The organism is Nocardia concava NBRC 100430 (assembly GCF_000308815.1).
In the GTDB taxonomy this organism is placed as follows: Bacteria; Actinomycetota; Actinomycetes; order Mycobacteriales; family Mycobacteriaceae; genus Nocardia; species Nocardia concava.
Genome location: NZ_BAFX01000056.1, coordinates 1 through 14,986 on the forward strand (window position 1 = coordinate 1; position 14,986 = coordinate 14,986).

Below are 14,986 nucleotides of genomic sequence, written 5' to 3' on the forward strand. Positions count from 1 at the left end.
GAGAACAACTCTGCCTGCATCGCGGTCGATGTAAAGGAGGTCGCATGCTTTGTCGTTCGATCCGTCGGTCAGTGACGCCGAAGCTACTGTGTCGATCTCTTCTATCTCGAAGCTGAGCTGCAAGGCGAAGAGCAATCGCTTGTTAGTGCCGTACTTCTGCAGGTCGCTTCTCTCATGGAGTGCCACTTCGAGGCTATCCGTCACGCGAATCACACTACCGGCCCGAGCAACTGGGCAACTGCAGGATCCCTCCGCGTGGCGATCGGTATCCCGGTTGGATGATCAGGCAGCTCGGCTGTTGCCTGAAAAGGCCGAGGCCCCAGCTTGATTGGCTGGGGCCTCAGTGTGAGCGCTTGCGCTGCTTCGATTTAGACGTCGAAGTAGAGCTCGAACTCGTAGGGGTGCGGGCGCAGGTTGACCGGGGCGATCTCCTGGTTGCGCTTGATGTCGATCCAGGTCTCGATCAGGTCCTCGGTGAACACGCCACCCTCGGTGAGGTAGTCGTGGTCCTGCTCGAGCTTGTCGATGACCGACGCCAGCGAGGTGGGGGCCTGCGGGATGTTCTTGGCCTCCTCGGGCGGCAGCTCGTAGAGGTCCTTGTCGACCGGAGCCAGCGGCTCGATCTTCTTCTTGATGCCGTCGATGCCGGCCATCAGCATGGCGGCGAAGGCCAGGTACGGGTTGCCCGAGGAGTCCGGCGCGCGGAACTCGATGCGCTTGGCCTTCGGGTTGGAACCGGTCACCGGGATACGCACGGCGGCCGAGCGGTTGCGCTGCGAGTACACCAGGTTGATGGGGGCCTCGTAGCCCGGCACCAGACGGTGGTAGGAGTTGACGGTCGGGTTGGTGAACGCCAGCAGCGACGGGGCGTGGTGCAGGATGCCGCCGATGTAGTGACGCGCCAGATCCGACAGGCCCGCGTAGCCGGCCTCGTCGTGGAACAGCGGCTTGCCGTCCTTCCACAGCGACTGGTGGGCGTGCATGCCCGAACCGTTGTCGCCGAACAGCGGCTTCGGCATGAAGGTAACGGTCTTACCCTCGGCCCACGCGGTGTTCTTCACGATGTACTTGAACAGCTGCAGGTCGTCAGCGGCGCCCAGCAGGGTGTTGAAGCGGTAGTTGATCTCGGCCTGACCGGCGGTGCCGACCTCGTGGTGGCCGCGCTCCAGCTCGAAGCCCGCGTTCTGCAGGTTGGTCGAGATCTTGTCGCGCAGGTCGACGTAGTGGTCGTACGGCGCGACGGGGAAGTAGCCACCCTTGTTGCGGACCTTGTAGCCACGGTTCGGGGTGCCGTCGGCGTTGTACTCCGCGCCGGTGTTCCAGGAGCCCGAGATCGAGTCGATCTCGTAGAAGGCGCCGTTCATCGCCGAGTCGTAGCGGATCGAGTCGAAGATGTAGAACTCCGCCTCGGCGCCGAAGTACGCGGTGTCCGCGATACCGGTCGAGCGCAAGTACTCCTCCGCCTTGCGCGCGATGTTGCGCGGGTCGCGGGAGTAGGCCTCGCGGGTGAACGGATCGTGCACGAAGAAGTTCAGGTTCAGCGTCTTCGCGGCACGGAAGGGGTCGACCCGCGCGGTGCTGAAGTCGGGGAGCAGCAGCATGTCCGACTCGTCGATCGACTGGAAGCCACGCACCGACGAACCGTCGAACGCGAGGCCCTCCTCGGCGAGATCAGCGGTGAACGCCTTCGCCGGGATCGAGAAGTGCTGCTGCACACCGGGGAGGTCGGTGAACCGAACGTCGACGTATTCGACCTCCTCCTCCTTGATGTACTTGATGACCTCGTCGGCCGTGCTGAACGCCACTTAGTACTCCTTACGGATCGGTTCCCAGCCAGTGGTGACTGCATGGGTTCGTCGCGACCACACGGTATGGACGCGGTGTTTCCCTGTAATCAAGGCTGTGTTTCGCCAGTGTTACACGCACTGCTGGCCGGGGGTTCGGCGGTGCCCCCGGGTTCGCGAAGACGCCGCAGCGGTCGCCGAGCAATGCTCGACCAGCACCGACATCCTGCCATTGAGCTGCCGGAAGCGACTGTTAAGACTCTGAAAAGTTAGGGGCCTTACCGAGAGTCCGCCGGTCATGGTGAGAATCCTCACCGCCGGGCATCCGTCCAGCTAACAGGTATGCCGGGCGGTTGCCCGCAGCATCCGCGCAGAGGGTGATGGTAGGACGCACCCATATATGGTCCCGTCCTCGAAGCCGGACCGGCAGGGCTGCGAAACCGGCTCGTGGGCGGCGCATAAGCTGAGCCCATGGCACGCATCACCGGCTCATGGCTGTCCGGACCGAACGCCGAATCCGGAGACAACCCGGCCGGTGAGTATCAGGGCAAGGAACTCGGACTGCCGGCCTCCGGTCCCGGCGCGCTCGCGCCCTTCACCCGGCGCGTCATCGCGATCCTGCTGGACTGGTTCATCTCCATGGGTCTGGCCGCGATCATCGTGCGGCCCGATGCCGAGAAGATCATCTCGAAGATGACGATTCCCCAGGGGCAGCAGCCGCCCTCGCACTTCGAGGTCATCACGCAGGCCCTGTCCACGCCGACGCTGCTGGTCTGGTTCGTGCTGGGGATCGTGACGGTCACGCTGTTCGGGTTCACGCCGGGGCAGTACTTCCTGAAGCTGCGCGTGAGTCGCGTGGATGCCGACGCTCCGGTCGGTTTCATCCGGGCGCTGGTCCGTCAGCTCATCCTGCTGTTCGTCATCCCCGCGCTCTTCACCGATTCCGACGGCCGCGGCATGCACGACCGCGCCACCGGCACCGCGCTGGTCTACAGCCGCTGATCCGACGGGCGCTCACGAAATCCTCACGGCCGCTGTTATGGAATTTCTGCGCGGGCCGATTCGAATAGAGGAACCCGCGCCGAGTTGACGCGGATTACCGCCGTAACCTGCGATGCTGTTGGTGAACTGTGTGACGAGACGTTGCCCAATGTTCACCGCAGTTTGCTTTCGATCGGTATGGTGGCGGCGATTTGCCGCGAAGTACCGATGCACCGGTTCCACGGCAGGTAGCTGTTTATGTGCTGATGGAGGATTGCATGGTCGAGAACTACAGAGCGGCGGCGCGGAGGTTCAGCCGTCGTTCCCTGTTCGCGACTACCGGATTGCTGGGACTTGCCGCCGCGGGCGCCGCGGTGGGCGCGGGCGTCGACGCCGCGGCCGAGACCGACGGGGTGAAGAGCACCGGGCGCGGTCAGGATCTGGGCAAGACCGTCGCCGGAATCAACCCGGTCATCCGCACCGAACGCGTCTTCTCGAAGTCCCGCGGCCGCGAGGTCGATCTGGTCACCATCCTGCCGCCGGGCGTCCCCACCGAGAACATTCCGATCTCCCTGCTGCTGCACGGCCTGCACGGCAGCGCCCGCACCGCGGCCGTCGGCAATATCGCCGACCTGCTGGCCGTCGGGGTCGCCACCCGCCTGTCCCCGGCCTTCGGCTTCGTCGCCCTGGACGGCGGCGACAACTACTGGCACGACCACGGCACCGGTGACGATCCGATGTCCATGCTGCTCAACGAGGTTCCCGGCTGGCTGGCCCAGCGCCGCCTGGGCGGACCCGACGGTCTGCCCGCCGCGGTCACCGGCACCTCCATGGGTGGTTTCGGCGCGTTCGTCTACGCGCGTCGCCGCTTCGAGCAGGGCCGCCCGGTGAACGCGGTCGCCACCATGTCGCCCGGCCTGCTCACCTCGTGGACCGAGATGGCCAAGCGCAATGTCTTCATCAATGCCGACCAGTGGGCCTCGCTGGACCCGCTGCGCAATCTCGACAAGCTCGGCCCGGCCCCGGTGGGCCTGTGGTGCGGTGATCGCGACCGGTTCATCGAGGGCTGCCGCCGCTACATCGCGACCGGTCGCCCGGAGGTCGGCCTGATCACGCCCGGCGGCCACACCGAGGAATACTGGAGCACCGTCACTCCTGATGTTGTGCGCTTCCTCTCCCGACACATCGGCTGACGCGTAGGCTGACCAACAGCTTTTCTGCCGTCGCAGCAAAGGGAGTGGTCGAATGACTGGCTTCTCGCCCGGGTTCCAAGGACGCCCACGTCCGAAGAGCGATCGATTACCGCCGGGCCAGTACCTGGTCGACGACTTCCCGGTGCTCTCCGCGGGCCCGACGCCGCGGGTGGATCTCGACCGCTGGCAGTTCACCATCACCAATGAGACCGGCCGCCAATACAGTTGGAGCTGGCCGCAATTGATGTCACTGCCGCAGGAACGCCCGCACGTCGACCTGCATTGCGTGACCAGGTGGTCCAAGCTCGACACCGACTGGCAGGGCATCTCCCTGGACAGCCTGCTCGAAAACGTCGAAACCCAGGCCGAATACGCGCTGGTCTCCAGCTACGGCGGCTACACCACCAACCTGCCGCTCGAGGATCTCACCGACGGCCGCGCCTGGATCGTGCACACCTACGACGGGCAGGACCTGCACCCCGAACACGGCGGGCCCGCGCGGCTGCTGGTACCGCATCTGTATCTGTGGAAATCCGCCAAGTGGGTCAAGGGCATCCGTCTGCTCGACCTCGACGAGCCCGGCTTCTGGGAGGCCGCCGGCTACCACTCCTACGGCGACCCCTGGCGCGAGCAGCGCTACCAGGACGACTGATGCGCTGGCAGCCCGCCGAACTCCTCGCCACCCGCGCCGAATCCGCCACGGCCCGCACCCTCATCCTCCGTGTCCCCGGCTGGCCCGGCCACCGCCCCGGCCAGCACCTCGACGTCCGCCTCACCGCCCCCGACGGCTACCACGCCGAACGCAGCTACTCCCTCGCCGCACCCGCCGACGGCGACCACATCGAAATCACCGTCCAGCGAGTCGAAGACGGCGAAGTCTCCACCTACCTCGTCGACGCCCTCCCCATCGGTGCCTTCATCGAAGTCCGCGGCCCCGTCGGCGGCTGGTTCGTCTGGACCCCCGAATCTGGCGGCGCGGCGGTGCTCATCGCAGGCGGCTCGGGCATCGTCCCCCTGGCCTCCATGCTCCGAGCCCGCCGAAAGTCCGCCAACCCCAGCCCCTTCCGCCTGCTCTACTCCGTCCGCACCCCTGAGGACCTCCTCTACGGCGACGAGTTGGCCGAACTCCGCCGCGCCCACCTCACCCCGGTCGATGACCAGAGCGGCCGAGTCTGTCTGCTCGGCGAAGGCGCATCCGACGAGGACATCGAACTGTTCCTCGCCTACACCCGCACCGCGCCCGCCGACGATCCCCGGCCACCCGGCCGACTCACTCGCAATGAGATAGCCGGCCTGGCTCTCCCGCCGTCACCGTCGGTCACCTGCTACGTCTGCGGCCCCACCGCCTTCGTCGAATTCGCCGCCGACGCTCTGGTTTCCGCCGGTCACGCCCCCGCCATGATCCGCACCGAGCGCTTCGGACCCACGGGCAGGTAATCCATGACAACCCCGTACACCTACGCGACCACCACCCCCGGCGACCACTACGTCGACGGCAACGCCCTGGCCGGCATCCTCTCCGAGCTCTTCCCCGGCGACCCCACCCTCCACGAATGCCGCTGCGCCACCTGCGGTTCCACCGAGCCCCTGGCCCGTTCCCTCGTCTACCTGAACTGCCCCGGCACGGTAGTCCGCTGCCCCCACTGCTCAGCCGTCATGCTCCGCCTGACAACCACCCCGTCCGGCACCTACGTGACGATCACCGCCACCCTCCGCTTTCCACCCCAGCCGTAACCAGTCCTGATCCCGCCCCCGTTCTGCGCAGGCATCGACTGCCATGGCTCCCGGCGTGGCCGCGTGCGGACACACCACATTTCGCCGAGTGGCACACCACCGCGGTCGAATCGGGCAAAACCCCTCACTGGTGTGCCACTCGGCGGAACGCCGCCGGAAATGGCGAGACCCGCGTCAGCGGACGCGGGCCTCGGGGGAGCGGGTGGGTGTCAGCGGCGGCGGATGCTGCGCTGGACGCCGCGCATTTTCGCGCCGGAAGGGAGCGGGCCCTTGGGGAGGGCGGGGCCGCCGCGGGTGGCTAGGGCCGAGAGGCGGCCCTCGATGAGGTCCATGCGCTTGGTGTCGATATTGCGGGGGAGCTTGGTGAGGTAGCGCTGGAGGTCCTTGATGGCGACCTCGTCCTTGCCGTTGCCGACCACGACGTCGTAGATCGGGGTGTCGCCGACCAGGCGGGAGATCTTCTTCTTCTCCTGCGCCAGCAGCGACTTCACCCGCTGCGGCGAGCCCTCGGCGACCAGGATGACGCCGGGCAGGCCGACCACGCGGTGGACCGCGTCGAGCTGGGTGGTGGCGGCGACGCCGGGGGTGACGCGCCACTTGCCCTGGAGGTTGTCGAGCACCCAGGCGGCCGCGCCGGCCTGACCTTCAGCCTTGGCGTACACGTTCTTCTGGACGCGGCGGCCGAAGATGATGAACGCGGCGAGCGCGCCCAGGATCAGGCCGATCGGCAGCAGGAACCACTGCATGCCGAAGATGAAGCCGATCACCAGGAACACCACGGTCACGCCGACGAAGGCGCCGATCATCAGCGGCAGCAGGAGCTTGTCTTCCTTGCGCTGCATCTGGAACGCCTGCCAGAGCTGCTGGCGACGCTCCTTCGACGCCTGCTTGCGCGCCGCCTTCGCCGCGGCCTTCGCTTCCTTCGACGGATTACCGCCCTTGCCTGCTGCCATGCCGTCCAGCTTAATGGCCGGGTACGCCCGGTTCGCGACGGGATCACCGCCGTGGCGACCGGGTGGTTCCGATCTCACCTCCCATCGATACCGGCCAGTCGTTTTGTATAAGACCGCTTGGATCTGTTCTGCTGGATATAACCAGTGTCAGGCAAGCGGAAGGAAACGGAAGGACATGCGGTCGTCAGACCACAGGCCCACCGGTCTCCGCACGCGGCTCCCGGGCGCGCTCGCGCTCCTGGTGAGCGCCCTCACCCTGGTGGGCTGCACCTCCCACAGCCTGGCCGACACCACCGCCGCGTTGCCGACCGAGGCGTCGACCACCACCGCGCCGGAACTCCCGCGCTCGGCGGCGCTCATGTTCGCCGGGGCCGTCGCGCTGTCACCGGCCGAGGCCCGCACCGTCCTCGACACCCTGCCGGTGAAGGGACGCGCCCCGAAGACCGGTTACGCGCGAAACCAGTTCGGCGACAACTGGACCGACGACGTCGACGTCGAGGGCGGCCACAACGGCTGCGATACCCGCAACGACATCCTGGGCCGCGACCTCACCGACCCGGCGTTCCAACCCGGTACCCGCGACTGCGTGGTGCTCTCGGGCACCCTCGCCGATCCCTACACCGGCAAGACCATCGATTTCGTGCGCGGCAAGAACACTTCGAATGCGGTCCAGATCGATCACGTGGTCGCCCTGTCCGACGCCTGGCAGAAGGGTGCGCAACAGCTCACCCCGCGCGAACGCGCCAATCTCGCCAACGACCCGCGCAACCTGCTGGCCGTGGACGGTCCGGCCAATCAGCAGAAGGGCTCGGGCGACGCCGCCACCTGGCTCCCATCCAACAAATCCTTCCGCTGCACCTACGTGGCGAAGCAGATCGCGGTGAAAGCCGCCTACCGCCTGTGGGTCACGCAGGCCGAGAAGGACGCGATGATCCGCGTCCTCGACGGCTGCCCGCGCTGACCCGCGGCGATTTCCGAAGCACGTCCCGAAGAAATATGGAGTTGAGAAGTATGAAGAAGGCCCTGGCCACCCTCGGCCTGACCGCCACCGCCGCCGCCCTGCTCGCGGTGACCGCCGGACCCGCATCCGCGGAGTTGCACACGGCCCCGGCCGAATTCCACACCGCCCCTGGCATTCCGGCAAACATCCAGACGGACCCGGCTCCGGCCGAGATCCCGGCCGTCCCGGCCGCGACCGCCGCCCGCGACCTGCTCGAGGGCGCGGGCCTGGTGGTGCCCGCCGCTGGCGATTACATCACCCCGGGCGCGTTCTGCACGAACTACGGCGAGGGCGAGACCGGCGTCAGCAAGAAGGGCATCGAATACACCTGCACCACCGACGACAAGGGCTACCTGCGCTGGCGTCGCAGCTGATACCACTCGCGGCCGCCTGGCCCTCGACCGCGACAATGACGGCGTGACCCGCGGCCAGCGGCCCACCCTCCCGCCATCGACCAGCCACCCTCACGGATCGACCGGCCACTCGCGCGAGATCAGTTGGCGCTCTTGGCCTTCTCTCGCATCGAGTCGGCCAGTTGGCTGGGCATGGCCTCGTGGCGGGTGTAGGCGCGGGTGAAGGTGGCCGCGCCGTGGGCCAGTGAGCGCAGGTCTACGGCGTAGCGGCTGAGTTCTAGCTCGGGGACCTCGGCGCGGATCACGGTGCGGCCCAGGCCTACCGGTTCGGTGCCGAGGACTCGGCCGCGACGGCTGGAGAGGTCGCCGAGGACGGGGCCGACGTAGTCGTCGGAAACCACCACGCGCACTTCGGATATCGGCTCGAGCAGGTTGATGCGGGCCAGTCCGGCCGCCTCGCGCAGGGCGAGGGCGCCGGCCATCTGGAAGGCCGCGTCGGAGGAGTCGACCGAGTGCGCCTTGCCGTCGAACAGCGTCACGCGCACATCCACCAGCGGATATCCGGCCACCACACCCCGGAGGGCCTGGGCGCGTACGCCCTTCTCGACCGACGGAATGAACTGGCGCGGAACGACTCCGCCCACCACCTTGTCCACGAACTCGATGCCGGAGCCCTCCGGCAGTGGAGCGACCTCGATCTCGCAGATCGCGTACTGCCCGTGTCCGCCGGACTGCTTCACATGCCGCCCCTTGGCGGACGCGGTGGTCGCGAAGGTTTCGCGCAATGCGACCCGGTGGTCGATCACGTCGACCTGCACCCCGAACCGGGACCGCAGCCGTTCCAGCGCCACTTCCCGATGCGCCTCACCGAGGCACCACAGCACCAGCTGATGGGTATCGGGATTCTGTTCCAGCCGCACCGTCGGATCCTCGGCCACCAGCCGTGACAACCCCTGCGAGAGCTTGTCCTCATCGGCCTTGCTGTGCGCCTTGATGGCCACCGGCAGCAGCGGATCCGGCATCGACCAGGGCTCGATGATGAGCGGACAATCCTTGGCGGACAAGGTATCCCCGGTCTCGGCGCGCGACAGCTTGGTCACGCAGACGATGTCCCCGGCAATGGCCTGGGGGAGCGGCCGCTGCTGCTTGCCGAACGGCGCGGAGACGCCGCCGACGCGTTCGTCCGCATCGTGATCGCCGGTATCGCCGACGCCGTGCCCGCACACGTGGACGGTGTCGTCGGCGTGCAGGGTGCCGGAGAACAAGCGCACCAGCGACATCCGGCCCACATAGGGATCGGAGGCGGTGCGGATCACCTCGGCGGCCAGCGGCGCGTCAGGATCACAGGCGAGCGCGGAGGCCTTCCCGCCCGAACCGGTCGCGGATACGGGATGCTCTGCGGGCGTGGGGAATCCGCGCGTGATCAGGTCGAGGATCTCCACCGTCCCCAACCCTTGCCGCGCCCCTTCCGGCGGGGGCGCGGCGATCAGCACCGGATGGAAACTCCCACGCGCCACGGCCTTTTCGAGATCGGCGACCAGGGTCGTGAGGTCGATCTCCTCGCCGCTGATGTAGCGGTCCATGAGGGTCTCGTCCTCGCTCTCGGCGATGATCCCCTCGATGAGCCGGTTGCGCGCCTCCTCCATCTGCTCCCGTTGCTCCTCGGAGGCGGGCGTTTCCACCCGCTCCCCGGTCACGTAGTCGTACACGTGCTGGGTGAGCAGCTCGATCAACCCCGTCACCGGCCGATGCCCGTCGGCCGCCTTGGGCCCGTACACCGGAAGATGCAGCGGCAGCATGCTTTCCGACCGCCCGCCGCCGAGAATCTCGCGGCAGGTGTCGTTCATGTCCTCGAAATCGGCGCGCGCCGTATCCAAATGGGTGAGCACGATCGCCCGCGGCATCCCGACGCTCGCGCATTCCTCCCACAGCGCCAGCGTCGCCCCGCTCACGCCCTCCACGCCCGCGGCGGCCGAGAGTACGAAAAGGGCCGCGTCCGCTGCTCGCAGACCGGCCCTGAGTTCCCCGACGAAATCGGCGTATCCGGGGGTGTCGAGGAGATTGACCTTGACGTGGTCCCATCCCATCGGCACCACCGACAGTTGCACCGACCTGTGTTGTCGCTGCTCGATGTCGTCGTAATCGGACACACAGGTACCGTCCTCCACCCGCCCGGCCCGGGGCACCGCCCCGGCGGCCACGGCCAGGGCTTCCACCAGCGTGGTCTTGCCCGACCCGCTGTGCCCCACCAACACCACATTGCGTATCTCGTCCGGCCTTTCGGCCACGACTACCCTGCCGTTGACGCCTTGCGACGCCGTTGTTCGCTCGACCATGGCTCGCTCCCGGGGCCGACTGATGCGGTCCTTCGAGCTTCCCACCAGCGCCGTCCACCCGTCCACGAATCGACCGAACCGATGCGTACGGCACGCCGAAACCAGCCGTTCACCTGAGGCGATGGCCTGCAAGTCATCCTGACAAGGACCTGATGGTCTTCGAATACAACAACGGCCCGGACATAGTGTCCGGGCCGTTGCCTGTTTGTCTTTCCGCCGTATTCGGCAGCCGAATTCGCTTATGCCCCTGTGGAACCGAACCGGGCCAGCACGCTGTTGGCCTCCTGGGCGGCTGAGCCTTCCTGAGCCAGGTGCAGCATCTCCGGGGAGATCTCGCGGCCGTGGTGGCGCATGGCCTGGGCGTAGAGGCGACCCGCCCGGTAGGACGAGCGCACCAGCGGCCCCGCCATGACACCCGCGAAGCCCATCTCCTCGGCGGCCTTGGAGTGCTCCACGAACTCCTCCGGCTTCACCCACCGGTCGACCGGGTGGTGCCGCGGGGAGGGCCGCAGATACTGGGTGATGGTGATGATGTCGCAGCCCGCCTCGTGCAGGTCGCGCAGCGCCTCGGTGATCTCCTCCGGGGTCTCGCCCATGCCCAGGATGAGATTCGACTTGGTGACCAGACCGGCCTCGCGGGCCGCGGTGATGACCGCCAGCGACCGCTCGTACCGGAACGCGGGCCGGATGCGCTTGAACACGCGCGGCACCGTCTCCAGGTTGTGCGCCAGCACCTCGGGCCGCGACGAGAACACCTCGGCCAGCTGCTCGGGCACCGCGTTGAAGTCCGGGATCAGCAGCTCGACGCCCGTGTTCGGGTTGAGCGCCTTGATCGCGCGCACGGTCTCCGCGTACAGCCACGCGCCGCCGTCCTCGAGATCGTCGCGCGCGACGCCGGTGATGGTCGAGTAGCGCAGCCCCATGGCCTGCACGCTCTCGGCCACGCGCCGCGGCTCGTCGCGATCCAGGGCGGCGGGCTTGCCGGTGTCGATCTGGCAGAAGTCGCAGCGCCGCGTGCACTGCTCGCCGCCGATCAGGAAGGTGGCCTCGCGGTCTTCCCAGCATTCGAAGATGTTGGGACACCCGGCTTCCTCGCAGACCGTGTGCAGCCCTTCGCGTTTCACCAGGCCCTTGAGTTCGGTGTACTCGGGGCCCATGGTCGCGCGGGTGCGAATCCAGGAGGGCTTGCGCTCGATCGGGGTCTCGGCGTTGCGGGCCTCGATGCGGAGCAGCTTGCGGCCATTGGGTGCGGCCGAATTGTTTGCCGGGGTATCGACGGAGGTCACTTTGTTCACCCTACGCTCGTGATCATTCTGCCTTGGCGGGCACGGCTGCGGGCACCACCGGGAGCTGATCGGTTGTCGATGCGGGAAGCGGCTCGGGGCATTCGGCCGAGACCTTCGCGCAGCGGGAGATGGTGTGGTCGGCCACCTTCAGATCGCCGTCGAGCGCGCGGGCGATGGCGTCGGCCACCAGCGGCCGCACCTCGTCCACGGTCACCTCGCGACCGAGTTCGCGGCTCAGGGTGGTGACCCCGGCATCGCGAATCCCGCACGGCACGATGGCATTGAAGCCGTCCAGGCTGGAATTGCAGTTCAGCGAGACGCCGTGCAGGGTGACCCCGCGCTGGACGCGCACCCCGATGGCCGCGACCTTGCGCTCGGGCAGGAACTCCGACTCGGGCACCCACACACCCGAACGGCCGTCCACCCGCCCGGCTTCCAGTCCGAGCTGCGCGCAGACCGTGATCAGCGCTTCCTCGAGTCGGCGCACATAGGCGACCACGTCGACGGGTTCGGCCAGCCGGATGATCGGATAGCCGACCAATTGCCCGGGTCCGTGCCAGGTGATCTTCCCGCCGCGATCGACCTCGATGACCGGGCTGCCGTCCATGGGCAGATCCTGCGGCTCGGTGCGTCGCCCGGCGGTGTAGACGAAGGGATGTTCCAGCAGGAGAAGCTTGTCGTTCCCGATGCCGTCCGCCCGTTCCGCGGCGATTGTCCGCTGCAGATCCCAGGCGTCGCGGTATTCGATGAGGCCCAGATTCTCGACGACGAGGGGTGTGCCGTCGAAGCGGGCGGATACCGCACAGGGTAACGGTGCGGTGGCCGTACTGCTCTCACTCACGATTGCGACGTTACCCCTCCGTCGAAAACGCGTTGCATGAGTGTCAGGTCCAGCCAGCGCCCGAATTTGAGCCCGACTTCCGGCATCTGGCCCACGATCTTGAAGCCGAACTTCTCGTGCAATGCGATCGACGTGCGGTTACTCGTTTCGATCGCCGCGATCATGGTGTGCACATCGGACTGCTCGGCCCGCGCCAGCAGCTCGGTCATGAGCGCCGTGGCGACTCCGCGCCGCTGGAATATATCTGACACGTACACCGAATTCTCGACCGAGAAGCGGTAGCCGGACTTCGGCCGGAACTGGCCGTAACTCGCATAGCCCGCCACCTTGCCGTCGATCTCGGCCACCAGCACCGGATGCCCGACCCCGGTCCGGCTCGCGAACCAGGCCTTGCGCTCATCCAGATCGGCGGGCTCGGTATCCCAGATGGCGGTGGTCTCGGCGATGGCGTTGTTGTGGATCACCAGGATCTCCGGTAGATCGCTCTCACGCGCATCCCGGACCAGCAGCTCGGACGAATGATTGGTCACGAGGGACACGGTATCGATGGGGCTGCTGTGACGCGCGCCGCGCCCGCTGTGACATGTGCCGTGGCCCCGTCATCCGGCGTGCTTTGGCCGGAATTCACCCTGCGGCGCGAGATTCCGGCCAGGAACATGCCGGAATGACGAGGGCGTCGTCAGTCGGAATGGCCGAGCGTGGCGCTCAACGCCGCCCCGATCGTCGGGTGCTGGAACTGATATCCCGCATCTTCGAGGGCGGTGGGAATCGCCCTGGGGCCGTGCAGGATTGCCTCTTCGGCGAACTCGCCGATGGCCAGCCGCAGCGCGAACGCTGGCACCATCAGCGGCGTCGGCCGATGCATGACCCGCCCCAGCGCGCGCGTGAACTCGGCATTGGTGACCGGCGCCGGACCGACCATATTGACCGGGCCGGAAAGGTTTTCGTGCGTCAGCGCGTAGCTGATCGCCCCGACCTCGTCGTCCAGCGAGATCCACGGCACATACTGCCGCCCGCTGCCCAACCGGCCGCCGAGGCCGAGATAGTAGAGCGGATACAGCATTCCGAGCATCCCGCCGTGCTTGGCCAGGACCACGGCCGACCGCAACAACACCGTGCGCACGCCCGCGTCCGCGGCCTGCTCGGTGGCGGCCTCCCAGTCGGCGCACAGCCCGGCCAGGAAACCCGTTCCGGCAGGGGAACTCTCGGTGACGACGCGGTCCCCGCCGTCGCCGCCGTAGTAGTGCACGCCGCTGGCATTGACCAGCGTCGGCACCCCCTCGGCGGCGACCGCGGCGGCCAGCACGTCGGTGGGGACGATCCGGCTGTCGCGCAGCTCCTGCTTGTAGCTGCCGTTCCAGCGCCGCCGCCCGATGCTCGCGCCGCACAGATTCACCACGGCGTCGGCGCCGCGCAGCGCGCGCTCGTCCAGATGGGAACGCACCGGATCCCAGGTGAATTCGTCGCGGGCGTGGACGGGACGGCGCACCAGGCGGGTGACCTGGTGCCCGTCGCGGCGCAGGGCCGCGACGAGCGCCGTCCCGATCAGTCCGGATGACCCGGCGACCACGACCTTCATGCGACTACAGGCCGAGGTCGCCCTCGAACGCCGCCTCTTCCAGGCGGTGCTTGATCGTGGTCACGAAGCGACCGGCGTCAGCACCGTCGATGAGGCGGTGATCGTAGGTGAGCGGCAGGTAGGCCATCGAACGGATGCCGATGAACTCGTTGCCGTCATCGCTGATCACCATGGGGCGCTTCACGATCGCACCGGTGCCCAGCATGGCGGACTGCGGCGTCACCAGGATCGGGGTGTCGAACAGCGCGCCGTTCGAACCGATATTGGTGATGGTGAAGGTGCCGCCGGAGAGCTCGTCCGGCTTCAGGCCGCCGGTGCGGGCCCGGTTGGCGATATCGAAGATGGCGCGCGCCAGGCCGGCCAGCGACAGGTCGTTGGCGTTGTGGATGACCGGCGAGAGCAGGCCCTTGTCGGTGTCGACCGCGATGCCCAGGTTGACCACCGAGTGGTAGGTGATCTCCTTGGTCTCCTCGTTGTAGGAGGCGTTCACGTTCGGGTGCACGGCCAGCGCCTCGATGACGGCCTTGGCGTAGAACGGCAGGAACGTGATGTTCACGCCCTCACGCTGCTTGAACGCGGCCTTGGCGCGGTTGCGCAGGGCGGCGATCTTGGTCATGTCGACCTCGTGCACCTGGGTGAGCTGCGCGGTGGTCTGCAGCGACTCCCGGGTCTTGGTCGCGGTGATCTGCCGGATGCGGCTGGCCTTCTGGACCGTGCCGGGCAGATGCGACAGCGACGGGCTCGGCGCGGCGGCGGCCGGGGCGGCCGGAGCAGCGGCGGCGGCCGGGGCCGGAGCCTTCTTGGCCTCCGCGGCGGCGAGCACATCCTGCTTGCGGATGCGGCCGCCGACACCGGAACCGGTGAGGGTCGCGAGGTCAACGTTGTTCTCCGCGGCCAGCTTTCGCACCAGCGGGGTCACGTACGGGCCGCCGTTGGAGGAGGGCTC

At 67.6% G+C, this 14,986-nt stretch carries 15 protein-coding genes and 1 pseudogene; 7 read left to right on the forward strand and 9 right to left on the reverse strand.

Annotated elements, in window-relative coordinates; all coding sequences use genetic code 11:
- Together ON43_RS11370 and glnA are read right to left on the reverse strand one after the other, a co-directional pair.
- The coding region (locus ON43_RS11370) for a hypothetical protein (protein ID WP_218003239.1) at window positions 1–204 on the reverse strand (204 nt) is incomplete at its 3' end.
- Window positions 205–368: 164 nt separating this feature from the next.
- Complete coding sequence (gene glnA / locus ON43_RS11375) at window positions 369–1,805, reverse strand: type I glutamate--ammonia ligase (protein WP_040806657.1); 1,437 nt, start codon at window positions 1,803–1,805, stop codon at window positions 369–371.
- Window positions 1,806–2,255: 450 nt separating this feature from the next.
- Between glnA and ON43_RS11380 the strand changes: the two genes are divergently transcribed.
- The 5 genes from ON43_RS11380 to ON43_RS11400 all read left to right on the forward strand — a co-directional run bounded on the left by ON43_RS11380 (window position 2,256) and on the right by ON43_RS11400 (window position 5,692).
- Window positions 2,256–2,786, forward strand: a complete 531-nt coding sequence (locus tag ON43_RS11380) for an RDD family protein (RefSeq protein WP_040806660.1) — start codon at window positions 2,256–2,258, stop codon at window positions 2,784–2,786.
- Window positions 2,787–3,043: 257 nt separating this feature from the next.
- On the forward strand, window positions 3,044–3,958 hold the full coding sequence (locus ON43_RS11385; RefSeq protein WP_040806669.1) for an alpha/beta hydrolase: 915 nt from the start codon (window positions 3,044–3,046) through the stop codon (window positions 3,956–3,958).
- Between the two features lie 52 nt (window positions 3,959–4,010).
- A complete protein-coding gene (locus tag ON43_RS11390) occupies window positions 4,011–4,610 on the forward strand; it encodes a sulfite oxidase-like oxidoreductase (RefSeq protein ID WP_040806662.1) in 600 nt (199 codons plus the stop codon).
- The gene (locus ON43_RS11395; RefSeq protein WP_051178284.1) at window positions 4,610–5,395 is read left to right on the forward strand and encodes a ferredoxin reductase; all 786 of its coding nucleotides are present in this window, start codon (window positions 4,610–4,612) and stop codon (window positions 5,393–5,395) included. The genes ON43_RS11390 and ON43_RS11395 overlap by 1 nt, the downstream gene beginning before the upstream one ends.
- 3 nt (window positions 5,396–5,398) lie before the next feature.
- Window positions 5,399–5,692, forward strand: a complete 294-nt coding sequence (locus ON43_RS11400) for a DUF6510 family protein (protein WP_051178285.1) — start codon at window positions 5,399–5,401, stop codon at window positions 5,690–5,692.
- A 209-nt stretch (window positions 5,693–5,901) separates the two neighbouring features.
- Here ON43_RS11400 and ON43_RS11405 read toward each other — a convergent pair whose 3' ends face one another.
- The gene (locus tag ON43_RS11405) at window positions 5,902–6,645 is read right to left on the reverse strand and encodes a DUF4191 domain-containing protein (RefSeq protein ID WP_040806674.1); all 744 of its coding nucleotides are present in this window, start codon (window positions 6,643–6,645) and stop codon (window positions 5,902–5,904) included.
- Window positions 6,646–6,820: 175 nt separating this feature from the next.
- On the opposite strand from ON43_RS11405, the pseudogene ON43_RS11410 reads away from it, so the two are divergent.
- Window positions 6,821–7,597: pseudogene (locus tag ON43_RS11410) on the forward strand (HNH endonuclease family protein); the annotation flags it as partial.
- 59 nt (window positions 7,598–7,656) lie between these two features.
- Window positions 7,657–8,019 carry a hypothetical protein gene (locus tag ON43_RS11415; RefSeq protein ID WP_040806664.1) on the forward strand — a complete coding sequence of 121 codons (363 nt, stop codon included), beginning with the start codon at window positions 7,657–7,659 and terminating at the stop codon, window positions 8,017–8,019.
- Between the two features lie 119 nt (window positions 8,020–8,138).
- On the opposite strand, the gene ON43_RS11420 is transcribed toward ON43_RS11415, so the two are convergent.
- The 6 genes from ON43_RS11420 to sucB all read right to left on the reverse strand — a co-directional run.
- Window positions 8,139–10,334, reverse strand: coding sequence for an elongation factor G-like protein EF-G2 (locus tag ON43_RS11420; RefSeq protein ID WP_040806678.1), 2,196 nt, complete (start codon window positions 10,332–10,334; stop codon window positions 8,139–8,141).
- A gap of 239 nt (window positions 10,335–10,573) precedes the next feature.
- On the reverse strand, window positions 10,574–11,620 hold the full coding sequence (lipA, locus tag ON43_RS11425) for a lipoyl synthase (RefSeq protein WP_040806680.1): 1,047 nt from the start codon (window positions 11,618–11,620) through the stop codon (window positions 10,574–10,576).
- A gap of 22 nt (window positions 11,621–11,642) precedes the next feature.
- The gene (gene lipB, locus ON43_RS11430; protein ID WP_083913329.1) at window positions 11,643–12,464 is read right to left on the reverse strand and encodes a lipoyl(octanoyl) transferase LipB; all 822 of its coding nucleotides are present in this window, start codon (window positions 12,462–12,464) and stop codon (window positions 11,643–11,645) included.
- Window positions 12,458–12,970 (reverse strand): GNAT family N-acetyltransferase, encoded by a 513-nt coding sequence (locus ON43_RS11435; protein ID WP_040806686.1) that lies wholly within the window; start codon window positions 12,968–12,970, stop codon window positions 12,458–12,460. The genes lipB and ON43_RS11435 overlap by 7 nt, the downstream gene beginning before the upstream one ends.
- Before the next feature lie 170 nt (window positions 12,971–13,140).
- Window positions 13,141–14,040: a TIGR01777 family oxidoreductase gene (locus ON43_RS11440; RefSeq protein WP_040806666.1), complete on the reverse strand. Its 900-nt coding sequence runs from the start codon at window positions 14,038–14,040 to the stop codon at window positions 13,141–13,143.
- A gap of 4 nt (window positions 14,041–14,044) precedes the next feature.
- Window positions 14,045–14,986: 2-oxoglutarate dehydrogenase, E2 component, dihydrolipoamide succinyltransferase (sucB, locus tag ON43_RS11445; RefSeq protein ID WP_040806687.1), on the reverse strand; the 942-nt coding region annotated here is incomplete at its 5' end.